This window comes from Rheinheimera sp. F8 (assembly GCF_001518915.1).
Genome location: NZ_CP013656.1, coordinates 4,255,245 through 4,277,542, shown reverse-complemented (window position 1 = coordinate 4,277,542; position 22,298 = coordinate 4,255,245). Strand labels below are relative to the sequence as shown.

The following is a 22,298-nucleotide window of genomic DNA, read 5'->3' as shown; positions in this document are numbered from 1 at the left end:
TAGCGGTGTACATAAATTAAGAATTCGATATGGCAAATAAAGATTTTTTGAATGAAATCAATAGTAGACGCACCTTTGCGATCATCTCTCACCCGGATGCCGGTAAAACCACCATTACAGAAAAGGTGCTGTTATTCGGACATTTGATCCAAAAAGCCGGTACCGTGAAAGGTAAAAAATCTGGCCAGTACGCTACGTCTGACTGGATGGAAATGGAAAAAGAACGTGGGATCTCGGTCACGACTTCTGTGATGCAGTTTCCATATGCTGATTGTCTGGTCAACCTGCTCGATACGCCGGGCCACGAAGACTTCTCGGAAGATACTTACCGCACGCTGACGGCAGTCGATAGCTGTCTGATGGTGATCGACGGCGCCAAAGGTGTCGAAGAACGCACCATCAAACTGATGGAAGTCACCCGGCTGCGCGACACGCCAATCATCACCTTTATGAACAAAATGGACCGTGATATCCGCGATCCGATTGATTTGCTTGATGAAGTGGAAAGTGTACTGAAAATTGCCTGCGCGCCCATTACCTGGCCAATTGGCTCAGGCAAAGAATTTAAAGGCATCTACCATATCCTGCGCGATGAAGTGATTTTTTATAAATCCGGTATGGGTCACACCATTCAGGATGTCGATATCATCAAAGGCATCAATAATCCGGAGCTTGATGCACGTTTAGGTTATTTTGCTGCGGATTTACGCGAGCAAATGGAACTGGTGCAGGGCGCCAGTCATGAATTTGACCGTGAAGCCTTCTTAAAAGGTGAATTAACACCGGTATTCTTTGGTACCGCCCTCGGTAACTTTGGTGTGGACCACATGCTGGATGGCCTGACGGAATGGGCACCGGCGCCACAGCACCGCGCGACGACCGGCCGTACCGTCGAGCCGACCGAAGAAGGTTTCTCCGGTTTTGTGTTTAAAATTCAGGCCAATATGGACCCGAAACACCGCGACCGCGTGGCGTTTTTACGCATCTGTTCCGGCAAATACGAAAAAGGCATGAAAATGCATCATGTCCGCATCGGTAAAGATGTGCTGGTGCCGCATGCGCTGACGTTCCTCGCCGGCGACCGCGAACACGTTGAAGAAGCGTTTCCGGGCGATATCATTGGTTTACATAACCACGGCACCATTCAAATCGGCGACACTTTTACCGCAGGTGAAAAATTCACTTTCACCGGTATTCCGAACTTCGCGCCTGAACTGTTCCGCCGCATCCGTCTGCGTGACCCGCTGAAACAAAAGCAGCTTTTAAAAGGGTTGGTGCAGTTGGCCGAAGAAGGCGCAGTGCAGGTATTCCGGCCGCTGGATAACAACGACCTGATCGTCGGCGCCGTCGGTGTGCTGCAGTTTGATGTGGTCGTGCACCGCTTGAAATCGGAATACAACGTTGATGCGATTTACGAAAGCGTTAACGTCAGCACGGCGCGTTGGGTCTATTCAGAAGATGGCAAAGCGCTGGAAGAATTTAAAAACAAAGCCAGCACCAATCTGGCGCTCGATGGTGGGGATAACTTAAGTTACCTGGCCCCGACAATGGTGAACCTGAATTTGTCGATGGAGCGGCATCCGAAGATCCGTTTCCATAAGACCCGCGAACACGCGCACGCCGGTTAATTTCAAGGTTTTACACAGGATACGAAATGAATATCAAACAGTTATTGGCCGCCAAAACGCAGGCCGCAATGATCAAAGTCGGCTTGCCGGCGGATACCAATACCGCCGTGACGCAAAGCACCAAAGTGGAATTTGGTGATTACCAGATTAACGGCGCTATGGCGGCCGCCAAGTTATTAAAAACTAACCCGCGCGCGTTAGCGCAGCAACTGGTGGACGTGCTGGAATTGGCTGATATCGCCGATAAAGTCGAGATCGCCGGCCCGGGTTTTATCAACGTGACGTTAAAACCAGACTGGCTGGCGATGCAGTTACAGCACGCAGTGGCAGACCCACGTTTAGGGGTCAGTGCCAACACCACGCCGCAAACGGTTGTTGTCGATTATTCAGCACCAAACCTGGCCAAAGAGATGCACGTCGGTCATTTACGTTCCACTATTATCGGTGATGCTGTGGTGCGCGCGCTGGAATTCTGGGGCGATAAAGTTATCCGGCAGAACCATATGGGCGACTGGGGCACGCAATTTGGCATGCTGATCGCGCATCTGGAAGACAAGCTGGCTGCAGGCGTTGATTTGGAAGCTGTGGCGCTGGCGGACTTAGAAGATTTCTACCGCGAAGCGAAAAAACGCTTTGATGACGAAGTCGGTTTTGCTGACAAATCGCGTGATTATGTGGTGAAACTGCAAGGCGGCGACGCGCATTGTCAAAAACTGTGGCAGCTGTTTATCGATACGTCAGTCAAGCACAGTGAAGAAGTGTACCGTACGCTCAATGTGACTTTGGGTCATGACCACATTAAGCCGGAATCGGCCTATAACCCGATGTTGCAGCCGATTGTTGATGATTTAATGGCTCGTGGCATTGCCGTGGAAGATCAGGGCGCTTTAGTTGTGTTCCTGCATGAGCTGGCCGACAAAGAAGGCAATCCATCGCCTTTTATTATTCAAAAAACCGGCGGCGGCTTTTTATATGCCACCACCGATTTGGCGGCCTGTCAGTATCGCAGCCACGAACTCAATGTTGACCGCATCATTATTTTCACCGATGCCCGCCAGGCGCTGCACTTTAAACAAGTGGAACTGGTGGCGCGTAAAGCCGGACTGTTGCGCGACGACACTGCTTACGAGCATTGCCCGTTCGGCACTATGATGGGTGAAGACGGCAAGCCGTTTAAAACCCGTACCGGTGGCACCGTTAAACTGGCTGAACTGCTGGAAGAAGCAGTAGTGCGCGCTGAAGCCGTGGTGAAAGGCAAATCAACAGAATTAACTGCTGAGGAAATCGCCGAAGTGGCGCGCAAAGTCGGCATTGGTGCAGTGAAATTTGCGGATCTGTCGAAAAACCGCACCTCAGACTATATCTTCAGCTGGGATGCCATGCTGAGCTTTGAAGGCGCCACCGCGCCGTACCTGCAATATGCCTACACCCGCGTCAGCAGTATTTTGCGCCGCGCCGGCATCAGCGCCAGCTTCAGTGCCACGCTGCAACTGGGTGAGCTGCAGGAAAAACAACTGGCGCTGAAAGTGCTGCAGTTTGAAGAAACGCTGCAACAGGTGATGAAAGATGCGCAGCCAAACTTGCTGTGTAATTACCTGTATGAACTGGCGAGTCAGTACATGAGTTTTTACGAGGCCTGCCCGATTTTAAAAGACGGTATTGAACCAGCGCTGCGCGACAGCCGTTTAATGCTCAGTATCCTGGTGGCTAAACTGCTGGCCAAAGGGTTGGATCTGCTTGGCATCGATGTGATGGAGCGGATGTAATCTGTTAAAAAGGCTGGTCAGAACCGGCCTTTTTTCTGCCTGTTTCTGTAAAGAGGAAGTGTTCATGAGTGTGAATGTCGCGGATATCCGCCGCAGCTACAGCAAAGATAAACTGGACATGGATAAGTTAAATCCGGATCCATTTGTGCAGTTTGAAGGTTGGCTGAAAGACGCCATCGCGGCCGAATTGCCAGACCCTACAGCAATGTGTGTGGCCAGTGTCGATGCTGAAGGCCAGCCGTCACAGCGGTTGGTGTTGCTAAAAGACGTCAGCCAGAACGGTTTTGTGTTTTACACTAACCTCGGCAGCCGCAAAGCGCAGGAACTCAGCGCCAATCCGAAAGTCTGTCTGCATTTTCCGTGGCATCCACTGGAGCGTCAGGTCATTGTTTATGGCACTGCCGAGCGCGTTCCGACCTCTCAGGTGTTGCATTATTTCACCTCGAGACCAAAAGAAAGCCAGCTCGCTGCCTGGGCCTCTGAACAAAGCCGGCCTGTGTCGACCCGCCTCGCGCTGATGCAGAAATTCGCCGAGATCAAACACAAGTTCGAACACGGCGAAGTGCCGGTGCCGAGTTTCTGGGGCGGCTTTTTGGTCAAACCGCATAAAATAGAGTTTTGGCAGGGTGGTGAACACCGCTTGCACGACCGATTTATGTACAGCCAGCAAGCCGATGGCAGCTGGATCATCGAGCGGCTTTGCCCGTAAAACAGCGTCGTCCAGTGAACGTAGTGTTTACGGCGCAGCTCTTGATAGCTGCGCCGTTTTCGCTTTAAGCTCGGGGCAGTTTTCAGCACCGGATTTACCAAGTGAACCTTCTGCAACAAGTCTTAACCAGCCCAACCCTGCGCTTAATCCCGCTACAACCCGAACATTGGCCGGCCCTGATGCAAGCGGCCAGCGACCCGTTGATTTGGACTCTGCACCCAGAGCCCGAACGGTATAAACCGGAGCTGTTCCGGCCGGTATTTGACAGCGGTCTCGCCAGTGGCGGTGCTTATCTGATCTGCGACAAGCAGAGTAGTGAAGTGCTGGGGACCAGCCGCTATTACGATTTTGACGCGGGCAAACGCGAAGTGGCGATTGGCTACACCTTCTTAGTGCGTTCACGTTGGGGCGGGTCGACTAATAGCGAATTAAAACATCTGATGCTCAGCCATGCCTTTAGTTTTGTAAGTACAGTTTGGTTTCACGTCGGTGAACACAATCTGCGTTCACGCCGCGCCGTGGAAAAACTCGGCGCTTGTTATACCCACACGGAAACAACATCCCCAACCGGCGTCGCCCGCGCCACAGTGTTTTACCGGCTGGATAAAACATGCTGGCAGGCGCGCAATCTGCCTGCTGACTGTGGGTACTATCCAAAACCGCCCCTGGTGGAGAATTAATCTCATCGCTTAATGTTTCACCGGCGGCTAGCATATTCATCAGCTGGATAATTTGGAGACTTGCTGATGAATACCAAAGCCGGACGCCCGGCCGCTGTGGCGCAGCAGAATAATACCCGGCAGCATCTGCTGGTGCAGGCGCGGCTGTTATTCTCTGAACTGGGCTATGAGCGCGTCACCACCCGGATGATTGCGCAGGCCGCCGGCGTCAATGCCGGCATGATCCGTTATTATTTTGTCGATAAAGCCGGCTTGTTTGAAGCTATGTTACGCGAAACTATCGCACCTTTGCTGCAACTGGCACAGCAGCAGGCGCGGCTGGCCGAGCTGCGCGACCCGGCTGCGATAGTGGCCGCTTATTATGCGGTGATGGCACCGCATCCGCTGTTACCGACCTTAATTTTCCGCGCCCTGCACAATGTGGATTCGGCGGAATATCAGATTGTCAGCCGGGTGTTTGCTGGTTTTGTCCAACAGATGTTGAGCAGCCTGGCGCAAGTGCTGAGCGCTCCCGACCAGCTACAACAAGGTTTGTTGCCATTTAATGCACTGCTGACCTGTTTTAGCCTGGCGATTTTCCCTTTTGTGATTCCGCCTTTTATGAAACAGGCGCTTGGGCTGCAACTGACGCCGGAATTTTTGCAGCAACTGGCGGCGCACCAACAGCACGTGCTGCGTCATGGTTTGTTACAAACCGCACCCAATGGAGACAGCCATGCGTAAACTGGTTTTACTGAGTCTTTGCGTTGCAATGGTCGCCTGTCAGCCACAAGAACCGCCGTCGGCTTTTGGCACGCTGGAACGGGAGCGGGTGCTGTTGACGGCGCCGGCAACCGAACTGATCCTGACGCAATCGGCGTTGGTAGGCAGCAAAATCAAAGCCGGCCAGGTGTTGTTGCAACTTGACCCAAAACTGCAGCAGTTGAAAGTCGATAAGGCCAGCGCTGAAGTGCAGCGTGCGCAGGCGGCACTGGAATTGCTGTTGCAGGGCAACAGAGCTGAGCAAATTGCTGCCGCAGCGGCGCGGCTGGCACAGGCGAAGCTCAGGCGTGCTGACAGTGAGCGTCAGCTCAACAGGGCAAAGCAACTACGTGTGCAGAAACTAGTCGCACAAGCTGAGCTGGATGCGGCGGAACTGAGTAGCCAGCTGGCCCAGGCGCAATATGCCGATGCCGCACAGCAGTTACAGGAATTGCAGGCTGGCAGTCGCCCAGAACAAGTCAGTCAGGCCCGGTTTGCACTGGAAAGTGCGCAGCAGTCACTGAATGTCGAACGTAAACTGCTGGCGGACTTAACGCTGGTGGCCAGTCGCGACGGCGTGTTGGAAGATCTGCCGTACCATATTGGTGAACGGGTACCACAAGGTGCTGTGCTGGCGGTGATCGCAGCAGACGCGGCGCCTTATGCCAGAGTTTATTTGCCACAAACGGCGTTATCACAGTTCAGAATTGGTCAGCAGGTGCAGATCCGCGTGGACGGTCAGTCTCAGCCGATCGCCGGCATCGTGCGCAAAATTGCCACTGAAGCCAGCTTTACGCCTTATTTTGCGTTACATCAGGCCGAACGGGCGCATCTGATGTATGTCACCGAAATCAGCCTGCATACAGAACTGACGCTGGCGACCGGGCTGCCGGTGCAGCTGGCATTACCGGAGTCTGCTGATGCTGCGCAATAACCCGACAGCTGCCTCAGAGCAGTTGCCAGCTGAAGTGGCCAATAGCGCTTTGGCGATCGATGTCAAAGGCATGAGCCGGCGGTTTGGTGACTATCTGGCGGTGAATCTGCTTGATTTGCAAATTCCCACGGGCTGTATTTATGGCTTTCTCGGGCCCAATGGCTGTGGCAAATCGACCTCGATCCGGATGCTGACCGGCTTGTTAACGCCAAGTAGTGGCGTGATTAAAGTGCTGGGGCTGGAACTACCGCGTCAGGCGGACCAACTGCGCCAGCGCATCGGCTACATGACGCAAAAGTTTTCGCTGTACGACAATCTGACAGTGCGGGAGAACCTGGAGTTTGTCGCTGGCATCTATCAAATCCGCCGTGCCGTAAGGACTCAGCGCATCGGCGAATTGCTGGATTTGTACCAGCTGGCTGATAAACAGCAGGTGCGGGCCGGCAGCTTAAGCGGCGGCCAAAAGCAGCGCCTGGCGCTGGCCGCTGCAACTATACACAAACCGGCGTTGTTATTTCTCGATGAGCCGACGTCCGCAGTCGACCCGGAAAACCGCCGTGAATTCTGGGAGCGGCTGTTTGATTTAAGCGATGCCGGCACCACGATTTTGGTGTCGACCCATTACATGGATGAAGCTGAGCGCTGTCATCGGTTGGCGATCCTCGAGCGCGGCGAAAAAAGAGCTGACGGCAGCCCAACCGAATTGATGGCGCAAATGGCGGCCGATGTGTTTGAGGTCAGTGGGCCTGAGTTACGCCGGTTACGCCGGCAACTGTTGCTGTGGCCACAAATCATGTCGGCGGCACAGATTGGCCAGCGCCTGCGGTTGCTGGTGTATAAATCTGCCGGCTGGGATCTTGGGCAGCTGCAACACCGGCTCGGTGCTGACTACCAGATTGAATCGGTTCGCCCATCACTTGAAGATGTCTTTGTTGCCAACACCGGAGCTGCATATGCTGAGTCTGTCTCGCATTCACGCGATTTTTCGTAAAGAGATCTGGCAGTTATCGCGTGACCGCATCACCTTTGCGATGATCGTGATGATCCCGCTGGTGCAGCTGATGCTGTTTGGTTACGCCATCAACACCGATGTGCGTCAGGTGCCGGCTGCGCTGGTCGACCACAGCGGCAGCAGCGCCGCCAGGCAGTTAACCACTGATTTGCAGGCATCGCAGGCGGTGCGTTTTGTGACAGGTCGCTTCGACGTTCAGTCCGCGCAGGTGGCTCTGACGGCTGGTGAAGTCAATGCGATTTTGCTGATCCCGGCCGATTTCGAGCGCCGGCTGGACGAGCGTCGGCGAGGTAGCAGCAAGGCCATTGCGCAGTGGATCACCGATGGTTCAGATCCGATGCTGAGCAATGCGATTAATGCGCTCAGGCAGATGCCGTTGCCACAGCTGGCGCCGGTGCATCGTGAAGCAGCAGTGCCGCCCGCTGCGTTATTTGATGTGGTGAATTTTTATAATCCGGAGCGGCGCAGCGCGGTCAATATAGTACCAGGGCTGATTGCGGTGATCCTGACGATGACAATGATCCTGTTTACTTCTGCAGCCATCGTGCGCGAGCGCGAGCAAGGCAATATGGAGTTTCTGATCAATACGCCGATCCGTCCGATTGAGCTGATGCTGGGGAAAATTCTGCCTTATATCGCGATTGGTTTGTTGCAGGTGGCGATTATTCTTGGCCTCGGGCATGGTCTCTTTGCCGTGCCGTTACCTGAGCAATGGCTGTCGTTGTGGCTGGTGACCTTGCTGTTTATTCTGGCCAGTCTGACGCTGGGGTTGTTGATTTCGACCAAAGCGCAAACGCAGCTGCAGGCAATGCAACTGACGGTGTTTATCCTGTTGCCATCGATTTTGTTGTCCGGTTTTATGTTCCCTTATGTCGCGATGCCGAAACCGGCGCAATACATCGCAGAATTGTTGCCGGCCACGCACTATGTGCGGCTGGTGCGTGCTGTGGTATTGCGTGACGCCCATTGGACTGCACTTTTAAACGATATCATGGTGTTAGCGGCTTTTATTGTGGTGGGCATGACGCTGGCGACGCTGCAATTTCGCAAGCGACTGGATTGAAGCCTGGCTGCGGATAAGTTGCCGGCGGATTGTCGTTACAAATATTGTGTTGACCGCAAAGCCGTTGCCTTGTGTCTTGTGCTGGCTGAGTCTGATCTCTGCCTGTTCCTGCCATTGCGAAGGAACACTGAAAGGGAACACCTTGCGGCTATGCGAGGCAAAAGAGCAACAATAAATAAAAGCGGGAACATGATTATGAAACGAATTTTAGCAGCGACGACAGCTTCAGTGCTGGCGCTCGCGGTGTCTCAGGCATTGGCCGCCGACTTAGAAATGGCCAACAAAATCCGCCACGAAGGCCTCTATCAAAGTGAAGTGCTGCATACACTGGAATATCTGACCGATGAAATTGGGCCGCGCCTGACTGCATCGCCACAAATGACTGCTGCGAACCAGTGGACTTTAAAACAACTGCAAAGCTGGGGCCTGAAAAATGCCGAATTGCATCCATTTGAATTTGGTCGTGGCTGGAGCTCATCGGCATCCAGCATCGCACTGACAGCGCCAAGAGCGGTGTCTTTGCATGGGATCCCGGTGGCCTGGACGCCCGGCACCAACGGGCCTGTGGCCGGCGACGTGATGATGTTTGATGTCAACACTGAAGCCGAACTTGCTCAATATGCCGGCAAGTTACGCGGTAAATTTCTGATGATGGGCGAAGATCTGAAGATTGAGCCGCCAAACACTATCATTTTCGAACGGCTGGGTAGCGACAAACTCAATAAACTAAAAGACAGCGAAGCAGGTGCCAGACCGAGTTATGAATCGGCGATGACCAAGGCTCTGCGCGCCAGCCGCAAACAGGCCTACCAGTTTAATAAAGCCCTGAGTGCCTTTTTAGTCAAAGAGCAGGTTGCAGGTGTGATTTATCGTTCCAGCCGTCAGGGCGGATTGGTGCGGGTGTTTGGTAAATCGCACAAAATCGGTGAAACCTTTGGTGTGCCGGCGATCATTATCGAACAAGAAGACTATGGTCAATTGCTGCGGATGCTCGACCGCAAAGAGCAGCCGCAGCTGACGCTGGATATCAAAGCGCAGTTCCATGATGACGACAAAAACGCCTACAACACTATTGCTGAAATTCCGGGTACGGATAAAAACGCCGAAGTGGTGATGGTCGGCGCGCATCTGGATTCCTGGCATGCCAGCGATGGTGCGGTGGACAATGGTGCCGGTGTCGCCGTCGCGATGGAAGCGGTACGCATTTTGTCGAAACTGAAAGTGAAACCAAAACGCACCATTCGTATCGCGTTGTGGTCGGGTGAAGAGCAGGGGCTGTATGGCTCACGCGCTTATGTCAATGATTTCCTGGCGAGTCGGCCAATGCCAACAGACCCAGCAGAAAAAGCCTTACCGCGTTATTTATGGTCCAGCCCGGGCTGGCCAATTTCGCCAAAAGCTGGTTATGACAAGCTATCGGTTTACTTAAATATGGATAACGGCAGTGGCCAGTTCCGCGGTATTTACACCGAAGGCAATGTGGCGGTGAAGCCAGTATTTACCGACTGGTTTGGCCCTTATATGGATCTAACGAGCGGCACGGTATCTCCACGGTCGACCGGCGGCACTGACCATGAGTCCTTTGATGACGTTGGTTTGCCGGGCTTCCAGTTTATTCAGGACCCACTGGATTACAGTACCCGCCTGCATCACACGCACATTGATTCTATTGATCATGTGATTGAAGATGACCTGAAACAGGCGTCGGTGATCATGGCTGGTTTCCTGTATGAAGCAGCGATGTCCGATAAAAAGCTGCCACGTAAACCGATGCCAACGCCGGCATCTGCTGTGCAGCAACAACAGCAGGATCTGGACAGTCAGAAAGAACAACGCAAAGCTGAGCTTGAGGCAAAGCGCACGTTGGAAAGTGGTCAGCTTTGATCTGTCGCAGTCTGTTGTGGGCGAATAGCTGACATTTGATTGGGTTGTTTTTTGGTGCGCCGCGCTTCGCGTGGCAGCACCCTACGTTTGCTTATGATCCGTAGGGTGCCGCTGAGCGAAGCGATGCGCACCATGACATTGCCGTTCTGCGATAAACGGTATGCGATACCGGGTATCACATGTCTGCTTGTGACAAAGTCCCCACTGCCGGCTTGCTTTTTCGGCTGGCTGCTGTTGGAATTCCTGATACCCCCTGCAGCTCAAGACGTTGTATGCCAAGGCGTTGTATCAGATTAAGTCGAAACTAATTCTATTCATACACGCACACTAGGGCTCATGGGCAAGTCGCATTGTACTCCGAACCCGCAGTGCCAAAAAATCAGGTACTTTTTTACCTTCAGAATGAAAAACATGATCTATACGGAACTCATATAACCCGTCAGTTCCAACTATTGGATACCAAATCCACTTATCACTGTTGCTTATCATCAATTTGTGTTTGCGTCCGTCAAGTCTATACACCAGCTCAAATTTGTCTTTGATGTCAGGCACCTCAAACTGGAGTTTAAATGCCCCTTTCTGCCGTGGTAACTCAATCATGCCTGACCTTGTTCCTGAGCGCATAATGACATATTCAATGACTGCAGCATCTATTAAACGGCCATGCAATTCTGCAAGATCTGTGAGGACTGTTGCCTTTTTTAGTCCCAATTGTATTTTTTGTTCAGTTTGGTCAGAACGTTGTTCAAGACTAATAAGTTTTTCTTTGTTTTCACTAATTATATTATCTAACTCTTTAATCGAAGTTGCTTCCTTTTGAAGCTTTTGCTGATTTTCTTCAATCAATCGGATTGCATAATTTGACTGATGAAGTAACATTTTTTCTTGATGGCCAGCGCGACTTTGGAGTAATTCCTCTGTTATTTCAGCTTTCTGCACTAAGTTATCGACTTTCAACCTTGCATTTACAATGTTCTGTTGCAAGGTCTCCAAGTTGGCAGCAACCAATTTTTTTTGCTCCTCGATTATCTTGAGCTGTGTCTCTACAGAGTTTTTGGCATCAGATAATGAATACCCAAAATAACCTAGCACTACAACTATAAAAGTTAAAGTAGGATAAACTCGATGCACAAGATAATTTTTTATTGCATCATGTACAGCGCGTTCAACTGCATATCCTATGATTGATTGCTCAACAAGAGCTATTCCTTTTGAACTTTCAAGGAATTCTTTGACGGCAGTGTACATTCCATCGTTTGATTTAGTTCCACCAGTTGGGGGGTCCACATTTGACATTCAAACCAGCTCCAGATTATTGTTATCTTTTATCTAATAGTGTTAATTATCTAGTTCTGAATTCTTGAATTTGCAAGGTAATGCTCCTAATCACCGGCATTCAGAATTAGGGCCCACTCAAGGTGGACGTTTGAATACTTACTAATTAGCCTGCATCACGCCAACTCCTGCTTCTAACACGATATCCAGATAATCTTTATCCAACATCAGCACCCTTTTTTTCGCGGGGGTTCTCAGCTTTCTGCTTTTTTCCCGCTGCATCAAACGTGAAATTGCTTGCGTTTCAAACTTTCTAATGATGAAGTTCATGTATGCCAAGCCTTGTCCCCCCATTATTTGACACGCACTGCCATCTGGATTTACCGGAGCTGGCGGCGGACTTGCCGCTGCACGTCGCAGATGCTGCCGCCGTCGGCGTAACGCGGATATTGGTGCCTGCGGTGGAAGCCGCACGCTGGCCAGGGTTATTACAACTGCAACAACACACGTCAGCGCTGCAGATCGAACTGGCACTGGGCATTCATCCCTGGTGGGCCGATACCGCAACGGACGCGCAGCTGGCGCAACTGCAGCAGTGTCTGCACACCGAACCCGGCGTATGCGCGGTCGGCGAGATTGGGCTGGATTTTGCCTTAAGCGGACCGGATGACGCCGCCACAACGCAGCTGCAGCAACGGCAACAGCAGCTATTCAGTGCGCAACTGACACTTGCCGCCAAAGCTGGCAAACCAGTGATCCTGCACCATCGCAAATCACAGCCGGCATTATTAGCTGAAATAAAACGCCAGCAGTTTAGTCAGGGCGGTATTTTGCATGCATTTTCTGGCAGTACAGCGCAAGCACATGCTTTTTTAGATCTGGGATTTAAACTCGGTATTGGTGGCACTATCAGTTATGAACGGGCACAGAAAACCCGCGATACAGTGAAAAAGCTGCCGCTGTCAGCTTTGGTGCTGGAAACTGATGCACCAGCGATGCCGCTGGCTGGTTTTCAGGGCCAGGTCAACACGCCGGCGCAACTGGCGCTGGTGTTTAACCAGCTATGCGCGCTGCGCCATGAGTCTGTCGATGTGCTGGCACAGGCTTTATGGCAAAACAGTCTGGATGCGCTGCAGCTGCCGGTTTAGCTGCTGGCTTTTTGTATTAGTCTTTTGCCGGGACGTGGTGGATCTGATGCTCGGGACTGTCGAGTGCGGCGTGGTGCAATTCTTTATTGGAGGCCAGCCGATGCGACAGCGCCTGTAACGATCCGCGTAACATCAGTGCCAGTAAGACAGTAAAACCGAGCATCCACAACACCTGTTCCATCAGCTGATGCCAGCTTTTACTCACCGCATCAAAGCTGCTGTATTGCTTCAGACTGATTTTGATGTAACCAAGCAACTGATTACCCTGATAAATTTCCTGCACCATCGGCAATAAATGATCCGGCGTCTGCGGGGCGTACAATAAACGCGCTGGTTCGCTGCCCACTGATTCACTGAGACGTACGCCATTGGCATCGTACACCACGACATCGTGCAGATAGGGATTGGACGCCATTTGTTGCGTCAGTGCTTTGAGGCCTTCGAGCTGGTCGTTTTCAATCAGATAAGCACAGGTTTGTGCCAGCGCTTTTAAGGTTTCGCGCATCAGCACGGCACTTTGTTCAGCAAACAGCTGCTCACCATGTTTATTGCTTTGTTGCCACCATTGCAGTAACAACACGAATCCACTGATCGCCAGTACAAATTGTACGCTGCGCCAGATGTTTGCTGATTTTTTTGGCTTTTTTACTGACATTTGACCTGATGATCCGCTGACAAGGCCGGAAAAATGCCGGTAGAATGCCACGCAGCCCACTTAAAGTACAGGTACGCCCGTGAGTCGTCTTTCGTCCGACATTGCAGTTCAGCCAGTAAAGCAGTTTTTTCCTGAATTATTTCAACAGCATCCGATCGTGCTTTTGCAGGAGACTGCAGAAGGCTTACAGGTCAGTCCGGCGCAAATCTCAGCCCCTGCAGCAGCGACACTGCGGATCTGGGACAGTGTGCCGGATGCACTGAATATGATGACGCTGCGACAAATATTGCAGCCGCTGGCGCAGCCGGTTCTGGCGTTGTCTTGTCAGCCCCATGCGGATTTAGCGCCGGCACTGGAGCTGCGTCTGCAGACGCAGCTGAGTGCTGAAACCGTCAGTCAATTGCGGGAACTGGCCGCGACGCTGACACTGGAACTGAATTATCTGACCACACAGCCCAAACTGACCACGCCAGGCGTGTTAGTGATGGATATGGACAGTACTGCGATCCAGATTGAATGTATTGATGAAATTGCGCTGTTAGCTGGTGTCGGGCCACAAGTGGCGGCAGTGACTGCCGCCGCCATGCGCGGTGAGCTGGATTTTGCCCAAAGCCTGCGTCAGCGTGTTGCTACTTTAAAAGATGCGCCGGAGCAGGTGCTCGCGACCGTCCTTGAACAATTGCCGTTGATGCCGGGGCTCGAAGCGTTAGTTGCCACCTTGCTGCAGCACAACTGGACCGTGGCGATTGCGTCCGGTGGTTTTACCTATTTTACCGAAGCTTTGAAACAACGTCTGGCGCTCAGTGCGACTTTTGCCAATGTACTGGAGATCCGCGACGGCAAACTGACTGGACAGGTAGTTGGGGATATTGTCGATGCGCAAGTCAAAGCGCAGGTGGTACAACAACTCGCCGCTGGCCGGGACATTCCGCATGGACAGACTGTTGCTATCGGCGATGGTGCCAATGACCTGCCGATGCTGGCCGTGGCCGGACTTGGTGTCGCTTTCCACGCTAAACCGCTGGTTCAGGCCAAAGCGCAATACGCTATCCGCCAGGGTTCATTACTGCAGTTATTATATTTGTTTGATACTTCAGATATCAGCGCATGAAGCATCAGCAACATTCCATTTATCTGGACCAGGGCGTCTACCAGTTGCATGTAAAAGCACTGGTGCCACACCACGCCAGCGCAACGCCGGTGCTGATGTTGCATGGTGCTATTGAAAACGGCCGGATTTTTTATAGCCAGTCCGGCAAAGGTCTGGGCTGTTTTCTCGCCGATCAGGGCTTCTCCGTATACTGTGCCGATTTTGCCGGCCGTGGTTTATCCAGACCTCATGTCAGCAGTGGCTTTGATCAAAACCAGCATCAGTTGATTTGTCAGGATATCCCGGCGCTGATCGAAGATATTTATGCCCGACATCAACAAAAGGTCAGCATCGTCTGCCATAGCTGGGGTGGGGTTGTGGCGCTGGCTGCTTTGGCACGCCAGCCTGAGTTATTGGCCAAAGTGCGGGCTATCGTCTGTTTTGGCAGCAAAAGGCGGATCAGCGTCCGTTCCTGGCGTAAAAGTCTGCAAGTTGATTGGGTCTGGAACAAGTTCTGTCCTTGGCTGGCCGGTAAGCGTGGTTATCTGCCGGCAAGGCAATGGAAACTGGGGGCCGACGATGAACCGGTACAGTTTTTACGCGATACCATTCATTGGATTAGACAGCCTCATTTCGTCGATCCGACCGATAACTTTGATTACAGTGCCGCTGCACAGCAACTGCACTGGCCGCCGGCTATGTTCTTCGCCGCCGTAAATGATTTAGTGCTCGGACATGCGACCGATGTCAAACTGCTGATGCAGGAAACGGGTCTGCACCAAGCACAATACCGGCTACTGGGCAAAGCGCAAGGCGATGCATTGGATTATGACCATATTTCGATGCTGACTTCGGCCAAAGCACGGACCGGGCATTTTGCTGAACTGGCTGAATGGCTGAAATTGCCGGGATGAACTCTGCGTGCAGTTTAGCGGTGCTGGATTAGCTTTGCTGATCCTGTTGCTGCACAAAAGTCCGGCGTTTTTGCTGTTGTAGCTGGATTTGTTCCGGTGCGATGCTGTAACGCAACAGGATCTCATCACTGATATCAATGACATCACCGACGCCAACCACACTCCATAACTCTTCTTCTAGCACCTTGGCTTTGTGAATGGCATAGACGCTGATGTAACTCAGTTCTTTATTAATGTGCTCGGTATCCGGCCGGCCGGTGCGCGATAAATGAATGCGGAAACAGAACAATAAATCGTTGGCGAGTGCATCCTGAATAAAATAATGTTTGGCCTGCGTGGTTTTCAGGTCAAAATCGAATTCGGTAATAAAGCTCTGTTCAAACTTTTGTTGATTCTGCCGGTAGCGGATAAACACTTCGTAAGTCCGTGGTGGGTCCTGCCGTTTCATGCCTTTGAGCTGGTTGGCAAAATGCAGATTGGTCGCGCTGTTTTTCAATAACGGCTGCAGATTCGGTTTGCTTTTGTCATCTGCAAAGACGCCAAGCAAGCGATGTAAATTATTCGGTTCGGCGCCTCGTCCCAGCACATTTAAGTCATAACGGATGCCATGACGGTGCATAAAAAACGGGAAGCTGTTCAGGGCCTTCACGTACATATTCCGCAGCGCCTGACCGAGGCCGGCAAATTTTGGCGTTTCTTCCGCCATCGTCAGTTTGGCTCTGTTATTTTTGATCAGCTGTTCAAAAAACAACCTTCCCTGGTGTGGCAGATCCTGTTCAATGATCCGCAGATTCATAATCAGCTGATTTTTACTGACTGCCATGACTTCGTAGTCGAGTTCCTGCAGGCCATATTTACTGGAGATCTTCTGCATGTCCGGCAATGACAGCTGTATTTTGTCGCCTTTTTGATAGGCCACTGGTTCGTGCGACTCAATTTGTAAGCCACGCGATGAAAAATCGCGGGTGTGCGCGTCAAAAAACTGTTCTTTATTGATTTTTAGCAGTACGCGGGTTTTGTATAAAAAGCGTCCTTCCGCGCGCAAATTGACATATTGCACTGCCACCGATTCCAACGGCGGCAGATCGTCCAGTTTCGGATGGCCAAACACCTTCAGCTGACTAAGTAAATTTTCATCAAAACTAATTTGTTGATACAACAGATTGCTTTCGTTGTGGTTGATCTCGGTCAGTGCCGCAACGTAACGGAACTCCTGGATCAACTGCAGCACTTGCGGTGGCGGCGGCTGATTCAGTTTTTGAATTTCCTGATCGGCTGTATCCGGTAACGACATCAGGATATGGGCATCTTGTGGGTGCGTGCGGTGCACGACCAGATGAAAGACCCGCCAGCTGGGTTTCTGTGCCCCAAAGCCAAAAAATACGTTCTGCAGCTGTGGTTGCTGAGCGAGCTCGTCGGCGGTAGCAGAATAAAAATAAAGTTTGCCTTTGGCGGCATGAGTGAAGCAATACAACACAGTGGAACGTTCAGCCGGCGCTTTTTGTAAGCAGCTTTTCAGCCGTTTTCCGGCCAGAATCTGCATCAGCACTGATTGTTGCCGTTCGTCCTGAAAATACTGGACGTGCTGCCGGTTATTTTCAGTCGTCAGTGCACACATTGGCACCGGCAAACCATCTCTGACCGCGAGAAACACCGGCAAAGAGGCGATGCGCGGTAAATAAAACTGCTCATAGCCTTTGACGATCACCGCATCCAGCGTATTGTCCAGATTGACTTTGTAGCGCCGTTTATTGCCATGAATAAACTGCTTGAGAAAATCGGTAAAACCACGCTCATCCGCCAGCGGCAGCCGTTTCACCCGCACATATTGCGCCCGATCAATGATTTCGCTGTCAATCACCTGGTAGGGAATGCCATGCGACAAACCTAAGGCAAACTCTTGCTCTAAACCGGTGAAATGGATGGCAATTTTCTGCCCACTTTGCAGACGGCGACTGCCAGGGACTTTCAGTTTGCTGCCAGAAACAGACAAGTCGACGGTGCTGGCCTGAAATTTTTCGCCACTGTCGAGCTCCACTTCGATATCAATCGTGAAGTTCATCCGTTCTTCACCGCGGCTGCAATAACTGGCGAACTGCACGATACGGGGGCCGGCTTTGTCTTGTTCCTGCTCAGTCTCCAAAGCGGATTCTTTATTGATCAACGGTTCGCCGGCAATCACGGCCTGCAGCCGTTGTTCAGTTTCCTGTTTGTGCCGTACCCGATAATTGTTATCGGTGTTCATTACTTCTTCGTACAGCCCAAGTGTGTACTGGCCATAACGTTTGATGCCGCGTTCAAAGGCTTTGACGGCAGTGTCGTCCATATAATGGGTTTTGCCGGCATGGTCGTAAGGGCGCACTTCGCCGTCGACCCTACCGCGCAAATCGATGTAGTAATTACAGGGCTGACCAAGTCGTTTCAGCTCCATTTTTAACAGGAATTGTTTGGGCTTCGGGATCTCTTGCGTCAAAATGGCGAAAACCTCGCTGAACTCATTGGAGTTCAGCAAGGGTTTTAATCGCTCAATAATGCCCTGATAAGGGAGGAGATCCTGTGTTGTCATTCTGCCCTGTAGTGCCGTCTGACTGCGACGGTCTGTGTTAATATCGATACAATAAAAGCAATTATTATGCCTATCAATCACTTTGAGGCCAAAGATGGCAAAAACCAAGACGGCTTATGTCTGTAACGAATGTGGTGCCGATTTTGTACGCTGGCAAGGACAGTGTACAGAGTGTGGGGCATGGAACACCATCAGTGAAGTAAGAATGACGGCGCCAGCCAAAGGCAGTCGCGGCGGCAGTGGCGGATATGCCGGTGCAACGGTCGCTAAAGTGATCCGGCTCGATCAGGTCGATTTGCAGGAAGTGCCGCGATTTAGCTCTGGTTTTGCTGAGTTTGATCGGGTGCTTGGCGGTGGTATCGTACCGGGGTCGGCGATTTTGATTGGCGGTCATCCCGGCGCCGGTAAAAGTACCTTGCTGCTACAAATCATGTGTCATCTGGCATCGACCGGGCCGGCGCTGTATGTCACCGGGGAAGAATCACTGCAGCAGGTGGCAATGCGCGCCAACCGGCTGGGGCTGCCGACCAACCAGTTAAAAATGTTGGCTGAAACTCAGGTCGAGACCATTTGTGAGCTGGCGCTGCAGGAAAAACCCCGCATTATCGTCATCGATTCGATTCAGGTGATGCAGATGGCCGATATTCAGTCGGCGCCGGGCAGTGTGTCGCAGGTGCGCGAAAGTGCAGCCTACCTGACACGTTTTGCCAAACAGCATCAAATCGCCGTCATTATGGTGGGGCATGTGACTAAAGATGGTTCTTTAGCAGGGCCTAAAGTGCTGGAACATTGTATCGATTGTTCTGTGATGTTTGACGGCGACAGCGACAGCCGTTATCGCACGCTGCGCGGCAATAAAAACCGTTTCGGTGCAGTAAACGAGTTAGGCGTGTTCGCGATGACCGGCCAGGGCATGAAAGAAGTGAAAAATCCATCCGCGATTTTTTTAAGTCGTGGCAAGGAAGAAGCGCCGGGTTCGCTGGTCATGGTGTTGTGGGAAGGCACCAGACCGCTGTTGGTCGAAATTCAGGGGCTGGTGGATTATTCGCCTCTGAATAACCCACGCCGAGTTGCGGTCGGGATGGAGCAAAACCGGCTGTCGATGTTGCTGGCGGTGATGCACCGCCACGCAGGGATCCAAATGGCTGATCAGGATGTGTTTGTCAACGTGGTCGGTGGGGTCCGTGTTGGTGAGACTGGCGCCGACCTCGCTACTTTGCTGGCGCTGGTGTCGAGTTTTCGCAATAAACCACTGCCAATGGATTTGGTGGTGTTTGGTGAAGTGGGGTTATCCGGCGAGATCCGGCCAGTGCCCAGTGGCCAGGAACGTCTGCGTGAGGCCGCCAAACATGGTTTTCGCCGGGCTATTGTGCCGCACAGCAATGTCCCCAAAGAACCGCTGGAGGGCATGCAGGTGATTGGCGTGAACAAACTCAGTGACGCGCTGGAAGCACTCTGAGGAGTTTTTTGAACCCGCTACATAGCAAAAAGGCCACATCAGTGGCCTTTTTCAACGAGATATGGGTTTAGCTTTGCTGGTTCGGGAAGTTCAACTGCAACACCGCTTTGGCGTCGTCACGCAGTTTAGTCAGACCTAACTCGTCATAACTTTTCACCATCAGTGCTAACGCCTGCGGGACCAGCGGAGAATCGCGATAATTTTCCAGTACAAAACGTGCACGGTTCGCAGCAGCTAAATGGGCGCCACGGCGACTGTAATAATCAGCGATCAGCAATTCATGGCGTACCAGTTTTTCTTTGATCACAATCATCTGCGTTTTGGCAGCTGCAGCATATTTACTGTTTGGATAAGTACTGGTCAGGATCTTGAAATCGTCGAATGCCTGTTTCGTACTGGCGATGTCGCGGTCAGCCCGGTCAATGCCAAAAAATTCCTGAAATGAGTTCTGATCGGACTGCAGATTGCTGACGCCGCGCATGTAATACACGTAATCCAGGTCCGGATGGTTAGGATTGAGGCGAATAAAGCGGTCAATACTGGCCAGTGACTGTTTTATATCACCAGACTGGTTGTAGGCGAAAATCAGGTCTAGTTGCACCTGGCGGGCCATCGGACCAAATGGATAGCGACTTTCCATCCCTTTAAGTAATTCGATGGCACGACTGTAAAGGCCTGAATCTAATACAGCTTTTGCTTCATTATAAGATTGTTGGGCGGTTTGGTTGGTGTTAACCAGCTCATCAGCTGGCTTGTTGCCGGCACATCCGGACAGCAGTGCGGCGACTGCTAAAACTGCGAAAAATTTCACTTTCATTAAAAAACCCACTCAGACTGCAGCCTTTGGCTGTCTAGTCCTGCATAAAATCGTTAAAATAGGCAGAATAGTTTCGATTCTACCCCAGAGCGTGCAGTGATGCACAGAGGATAACCGGTTCCGACATGACAAAACAGATAAAACTTACAGAAACAGTACCTGATCATCTTTACGGCAAACGCTTGGATCAGGTTCTGGCCGAAATGTTCCCCGATTATTCGCGTTCGCGGATAAAAGAGTGGATCCTGGCTGGCTGGGTCAACGTCAACAACCGCCTGTGTGACACACCGCGGGAAAAATTGCTCGGCGGTGAACATATCGTGATCAATGCCGAGATTGAAGAAGACGAGCGGTTTGAAGCCGAACCGATTGATCTGAATATTGTTTATGAAGATGAACATATTCTGGTGATCAACAAACCGGCGGGACTAGTGGTCCACCCGGGCGCCGGCAATCACGATGGCACGCTGCTGAATGCGTTATTGCATCATTGTCCGGGCATTGGCGAAGTGCCGCGCGCTGGCATTATTCACCGCCTCGACAAAGACACCACGGGTTTGATGGTGGTGGCGAAAACCATCCCGGCGCAGACCCATTTAGTTGAGATGATGCAAAACCGCGAAATCACCCGCGAATATGAAGCCATTGTGCATGGTTCGATGACCGCGGGTGGTATGGTGGATGAGCCGATTGGCCGTCACCCAACCAAACGTACGCACATGGCGGTTACGTCCAGTGGTAAACCAGCGGTCACACACTACCGCGTCATGGAGAAGTTCCGTAATCACACCCGGTTGCGGTTACGTCTCGAAACGGGGCGTACCCACCAAATCCGTGTGCACATGACGTATATCAACTATCCGTTGGTTGGCGATCCGGTATACGCTGGCCGGCCGCGTCCGCCACGCAAAGCGGATGAATCTTTGTTAGTGGTACTGCGCGCATTCCGCCGCCAGGCGCTGCATGCCGCGATGTTACGTTTTGCGCATCCAATTACCCTTGAATTGCTGGAATGGCATGCGCCGGTACCAGAAGATATGGTCACATTGACTGTGGCACTGCGAAACGACACCTTACAACACGGCATGGACAACAGCTGATGCAGCGGTTGGACGCGCCGGATTTTCTGTTGCCAGACTGGCCGGCGCCGGCGCATGTTCGTGCGCTGTCAACCAGCCGCGGTTTGGCGCCGCAGTCTCAGTTTGGTAGCTCGGCAGGCGTGTATGCCGGGCTGAATCTTGGCACTCATGTTGGTGATATACCTGATGCTGTTTTGGCAAATCGCCAGTTGCTGCAGCAATACTGTGATTTGCCCCGGCAACCAGCCTGGCTTAATCAGGTGCATGGCATTGCGGTGCTGGATCTAGATCTGTGGCAAGGTCAGCTGACTGATGCCGATGCCAGTGTCACTTCTATACCCGGGCTTGCTGCGGTTGTGATGACAGCGGATTGTCTGCCGGTGTTGTTTTGTGACCGTCAAGGGCGAAAAGTTGCGGCCGCGCATGCTGGCTGGCGTGGCCTGTGTGATGGTGTGCTGGAAGCGACACTTCAGCATTTTCCTGAGCCGGCCGAAGTGCTGGCCTGGCTCGGACCGGCAATAGGCCCGATTAATTTTGAAGTCGGCAGCGAAGTGCGGGCGGCTTTTGTCGCCAAAGATCCACAGGCAGCAGCTGCTTTTGTGCCCTCGCATAACCCCGGTAAATATCTGGCAGACATCTATCTGCTGGCCAGACAACGGCTGCAAGCCGCCGGTGTCAGCGCAATTTATGGCGGTGACTTTTGTACTGTTGCAGATCCGCAGCGGTTCTATTCTTATCGACGCGACGGTCAGACCGGCCGTCAAGCCAGTTTGATTTGGTTGACTGCCGCTAATTGACCGCATTCCCCATAGTTTTTTGACATAAGTCAATTTTTTGACGGCTAACGCTTGAAAAAACAGCAGGCGTTCCCCATCTAT

At 52.0% G+C, this 22,298-nt stretch carries 20 protein-coding genes; 15 read left to right on the top strand and 5 right to left on the bottom strand.

Annotated features, from left to right (window positions below):
• Positions 1-29: 29 nt before the first annotated feature.
• The 9 genes from prfC (at position 30) to ATY27_RS18910 (ending at position 10,417) form a co-directional block, all read left to right on the top strand.
• Positions 30-1,628 carry a peptide chain release factor 3 gene (prfC, locus tag ATY27_RS18950; protein ID WP_208930683.1) on the top strand — a complete coding sequence of 533 codons (1,599 nt, stop codon included), beginning with the start codon at positions 30-32 and terminating at the stop codon, positions 1,626-1,628.
• Between the two features lie 26 nt (positions 1,629-1,654).
• On the top strand, positions 1,655-3,394 hold the full coding sequence (gene argS / locus ATY27_RS18945) for an arginine--tRNA ligase (protein WP_208930684.1): 1,740 nt from the start codon (positions 1,655-1,657) through the stop codon (positions 3,392-3,394).
• A 70-nt stretch (positions 3,395-3,464) separates the two neighbouring features.
• Positions 3,465-4,103, top strand: coding sequence for a pyridoxamine 5'-phosphate oxidase (gene pdxH / locus ATY27_RS18940; RefSeq protein ID WP_208933488.1), 639 nt, complete (start codon positions 3,465-3,467; stop codon positions 4,101-4,103).
• A gap of 101 nt (positions 4,104-4,204) precedes the next feature.
• Entirely contained in the window at positions 4,205-4,783 is a 579-nt protein-coding gene (locus ATY27_RS18935; RefSeq protein WP_208930685.1) for a GNAT family N-acetyltransferase, read from the top strand.
• A 66-nt stretch (positions 4,784-4,849) separates the two neighbouring features.
• Positions 4,850-5,506 (top strand): TetR/AcrR family transcriptional regulator, encoded by a 657-nt coding sequence (locus tag ATY27_RS18930; RefSeq protein ID WP_208930686.1) that lies wholly within the window; start codon positions 4,850-4,852, stop codon positions 5,504-5,506.
• Positions 5,499-6,458 (top strand): HlyD family efflux transporter periplasmic adaptor subunit, encoded by a 960-nt coding sequence (locus ATY27_RS18925; protein WP_208930687.1) that lies wholly within the window; start codon positions 5,499-5,501, stop codon positions 6,456-6,458. Before ATY27_RS18930 ends, ATY27_RS18925 begins: the two co-directional genes overlap by 8 nt.
• Positions 6,445-7,449 (top strand): ABC transporter ATP-binding protein, encoded by a 1,005-nt coding sequence (locus tag ATY27_RS18920; RefSeq protein ID WP_208930688.1) that lies wholly within the window; start codon positions 6,445-6,447, stop codon positions 7,447-7,449. Before ATY27_RS18925 ends, ATY27_RS18920 begins: the two co-directional genes overlap by 14 nt.
• The gene (locus tag ATY27_RS18915; protein WP_208930689.1) at positions 7,412-8,533 is read left to right on the top strand and encodes an ABC transporter permease; all 1,122 of its coding nucleotides are present in this window, start codon (positions 7,412-7,414) and stop codon (positions 8,531-8,533) included. The genes ATY27_RS18920 and ATY27_RS18915 overlap by 38 nt, the downstream gene beginning before the upstream one ends.
• Before the next feature lie 195 nt (positions 8,534-8,728).
• The gene (locus ATY27_RS18910; protein WP_208930690.1) at positions 8,729-10,417 is read left to right on the top strand and encodes a M20/M25/M40 family metallo-hydrolase; all 1,689 of its coding nucleotides are present in this window, start codon (positions 8,729-8,731) and stop codon (positions 10,415-10,417) included.
• Positions 10,418-10,744: 327 nt separating this feature from the next.
• Here the strand turns inward: ATY27_RS18910 and ATY27_RS18905 are convergent, their stop codons facing one another.
• A complete protein-coding gene (locus ATY27_RS18905) occupies positions 10,745-11,713 on the bottom strand; it encodes a hypothetical protein (RefSeq protein ID WP_208930691.1) in 969 nt (322 codons plus the stop codon).
• 141 nt (positions 11,714-11,854) lie between these two features.
• Entirely contained in the window at positions 11,855-12,022 is a 168-nt protein-coding gene (locus tag ATY27_RS18900) for a hypothetical protein (RefSeq protein WP_208930692.1), read from the bottom strand.
• 2 nt (positions 12,023-12,024) lie between these two features.
• Here ATY27_RS18900 and ATY27_RS18895 point away from each other — a divergent pair, with 2 nt between their 5' ends.
• The gene (locus ATY27_RS18895) at positions 12,025-12,840 is read left to right on the top strand and encodes a TatD family hydrolase (protein WP_208930693.1); all 816 of its coding nucleotides are present in this window, start codon (positions 12,025-12,027) and stop codon (positions 12,838-12,840) included.
• A 16-nt stretch (positions 12,841-12,856) separates the two neighbouring features.
• On the opposite strand, the gene ATY27_RS18890 is transcribed toward ATY27_RS18895, so the two are convergent.
• On the bottom strand, positions 12,857-13,495 hold the full coding sequence (locus ATY27_RS18890) for an AhpA/YtjB family protein (protein ID WP_208930694.1): 639 nt from the start codon (positions 13,493-13,495) through the stop codon (positions 12,857-12,859).
• 79 nt (positions 13,496-13,574) lie between these two features.
• Between ATY27_RS18890 and serB the strand changes: the two genes are divergently transcribed.
• Entirely contained in the window at positions 13,575-14,606 is a 1,032-nt protein-coding gene (gene serB, locus ATY27_RS18885; protein ID WP_244151270.1) for a phosphoserine phosphatase SerB, read from the top strand.
• Positions 14,603-15,499 carry an alpha/beta fold hydrolase gene (locus tag ATY27_RS18880; RefSeq protein ID WP_208930695.1) on the top strand — a complete coding sequence of 299 codons (897 nt, stop codon included), beginning with the start codon at positions 14,603-14,605 and terminating at the stop codon, positions 15,497-15,499. Before serB ends, ATY27_RS18880 begins: the two co-directional genes overlap by 4 nt.
• Positions 15,500-15,527: 28 nt before the next feature.
• Here the strand turns inward: ATY27_RS18880 and ATY27_RS18875 are convergent, their stop codons facing one another.
• The gene (locus ATY27_RS18875) at positions 15,528-18,065 is read right to left on the bottom strand and encodes a PilZ domain-containing protein (RefSeq protein WP_208930696.1); all 2,538 of its coding nucleotides are present in this window, start codon (positions 18,063-18,065) and stop codon (positions 15,528-15,530) included.
• A 94-nt stretch (positions 18,066-18,159) separates the two neighbouring features.
• On the opposite strand from ATY27_RS18875, the gene radA reads away from it, so the two are divergent.
• The gene (radA, locus tag ATY27_RS18870; protein ID WP_208930697.1) at positions 18,160-19,524 is read left to right on the top strand and encodes a DNA repair protein RadA; all 1,365 of its coding nucleotides are present in this window, start codon (positions 18,160-18,162) and stop codon (positions 19,522-19,524) included.
• 67 nt (positions 19,525-19,591) lie between these two features.
• Here radA and ATY27_RS18865 read toward each other — a convergent pair whose 3' ends face one another.
• Positions 19,592-20,341 (bottom strand): outer membrane protein assembly factor BamD, encoded by a 750-nt coding sequence (locus ATY27_RS18865; protein WP_208930698.1) that lies wholly within the window; start codon positions 20,339-20,341, stop codon positions 19,592-19,594.
• 125 nt (positions 20,342-20,466) lie between these two features.
• On the opposite strand from ATY27_RS18865, the gene rluD reads away from it, so the two are divergent.
• Both rluD and pgeF read left to right on the top strand, forming a co-directional pair.
• The gene (rluD, locus tag ATY27_RS18860) at positions 20,467-21,441 is read left to right on the top strand and encodes a 23S rRNA pseudouridine(1911/1915/1917) synthase RluD (RefSeq protein WP_208930699.1); all 975 of its coding nucleotides are present in this window, start codon (positions 20,467-20,469) and stop codon (positions 21,439-21,441) included.
• The gene (pgeF, locus tag ATY27_RS18855) at positions 21,441-22,217 is read left to right on the top strand and encodes a peptidoglycan editing factor PgeF (RefSeq protein ID WP_208930700.1); all 777 of its coding nucleotides are present in this window, start codon (positions 21,441-21,443) and stop codon (positions 22,215-22,217) included. Before rluD ends, pgeF begins: the two co-directional genes overlap by 1 nt.
• Positions 22,218-22,298 lie beyond the last annotated feature (81 nt).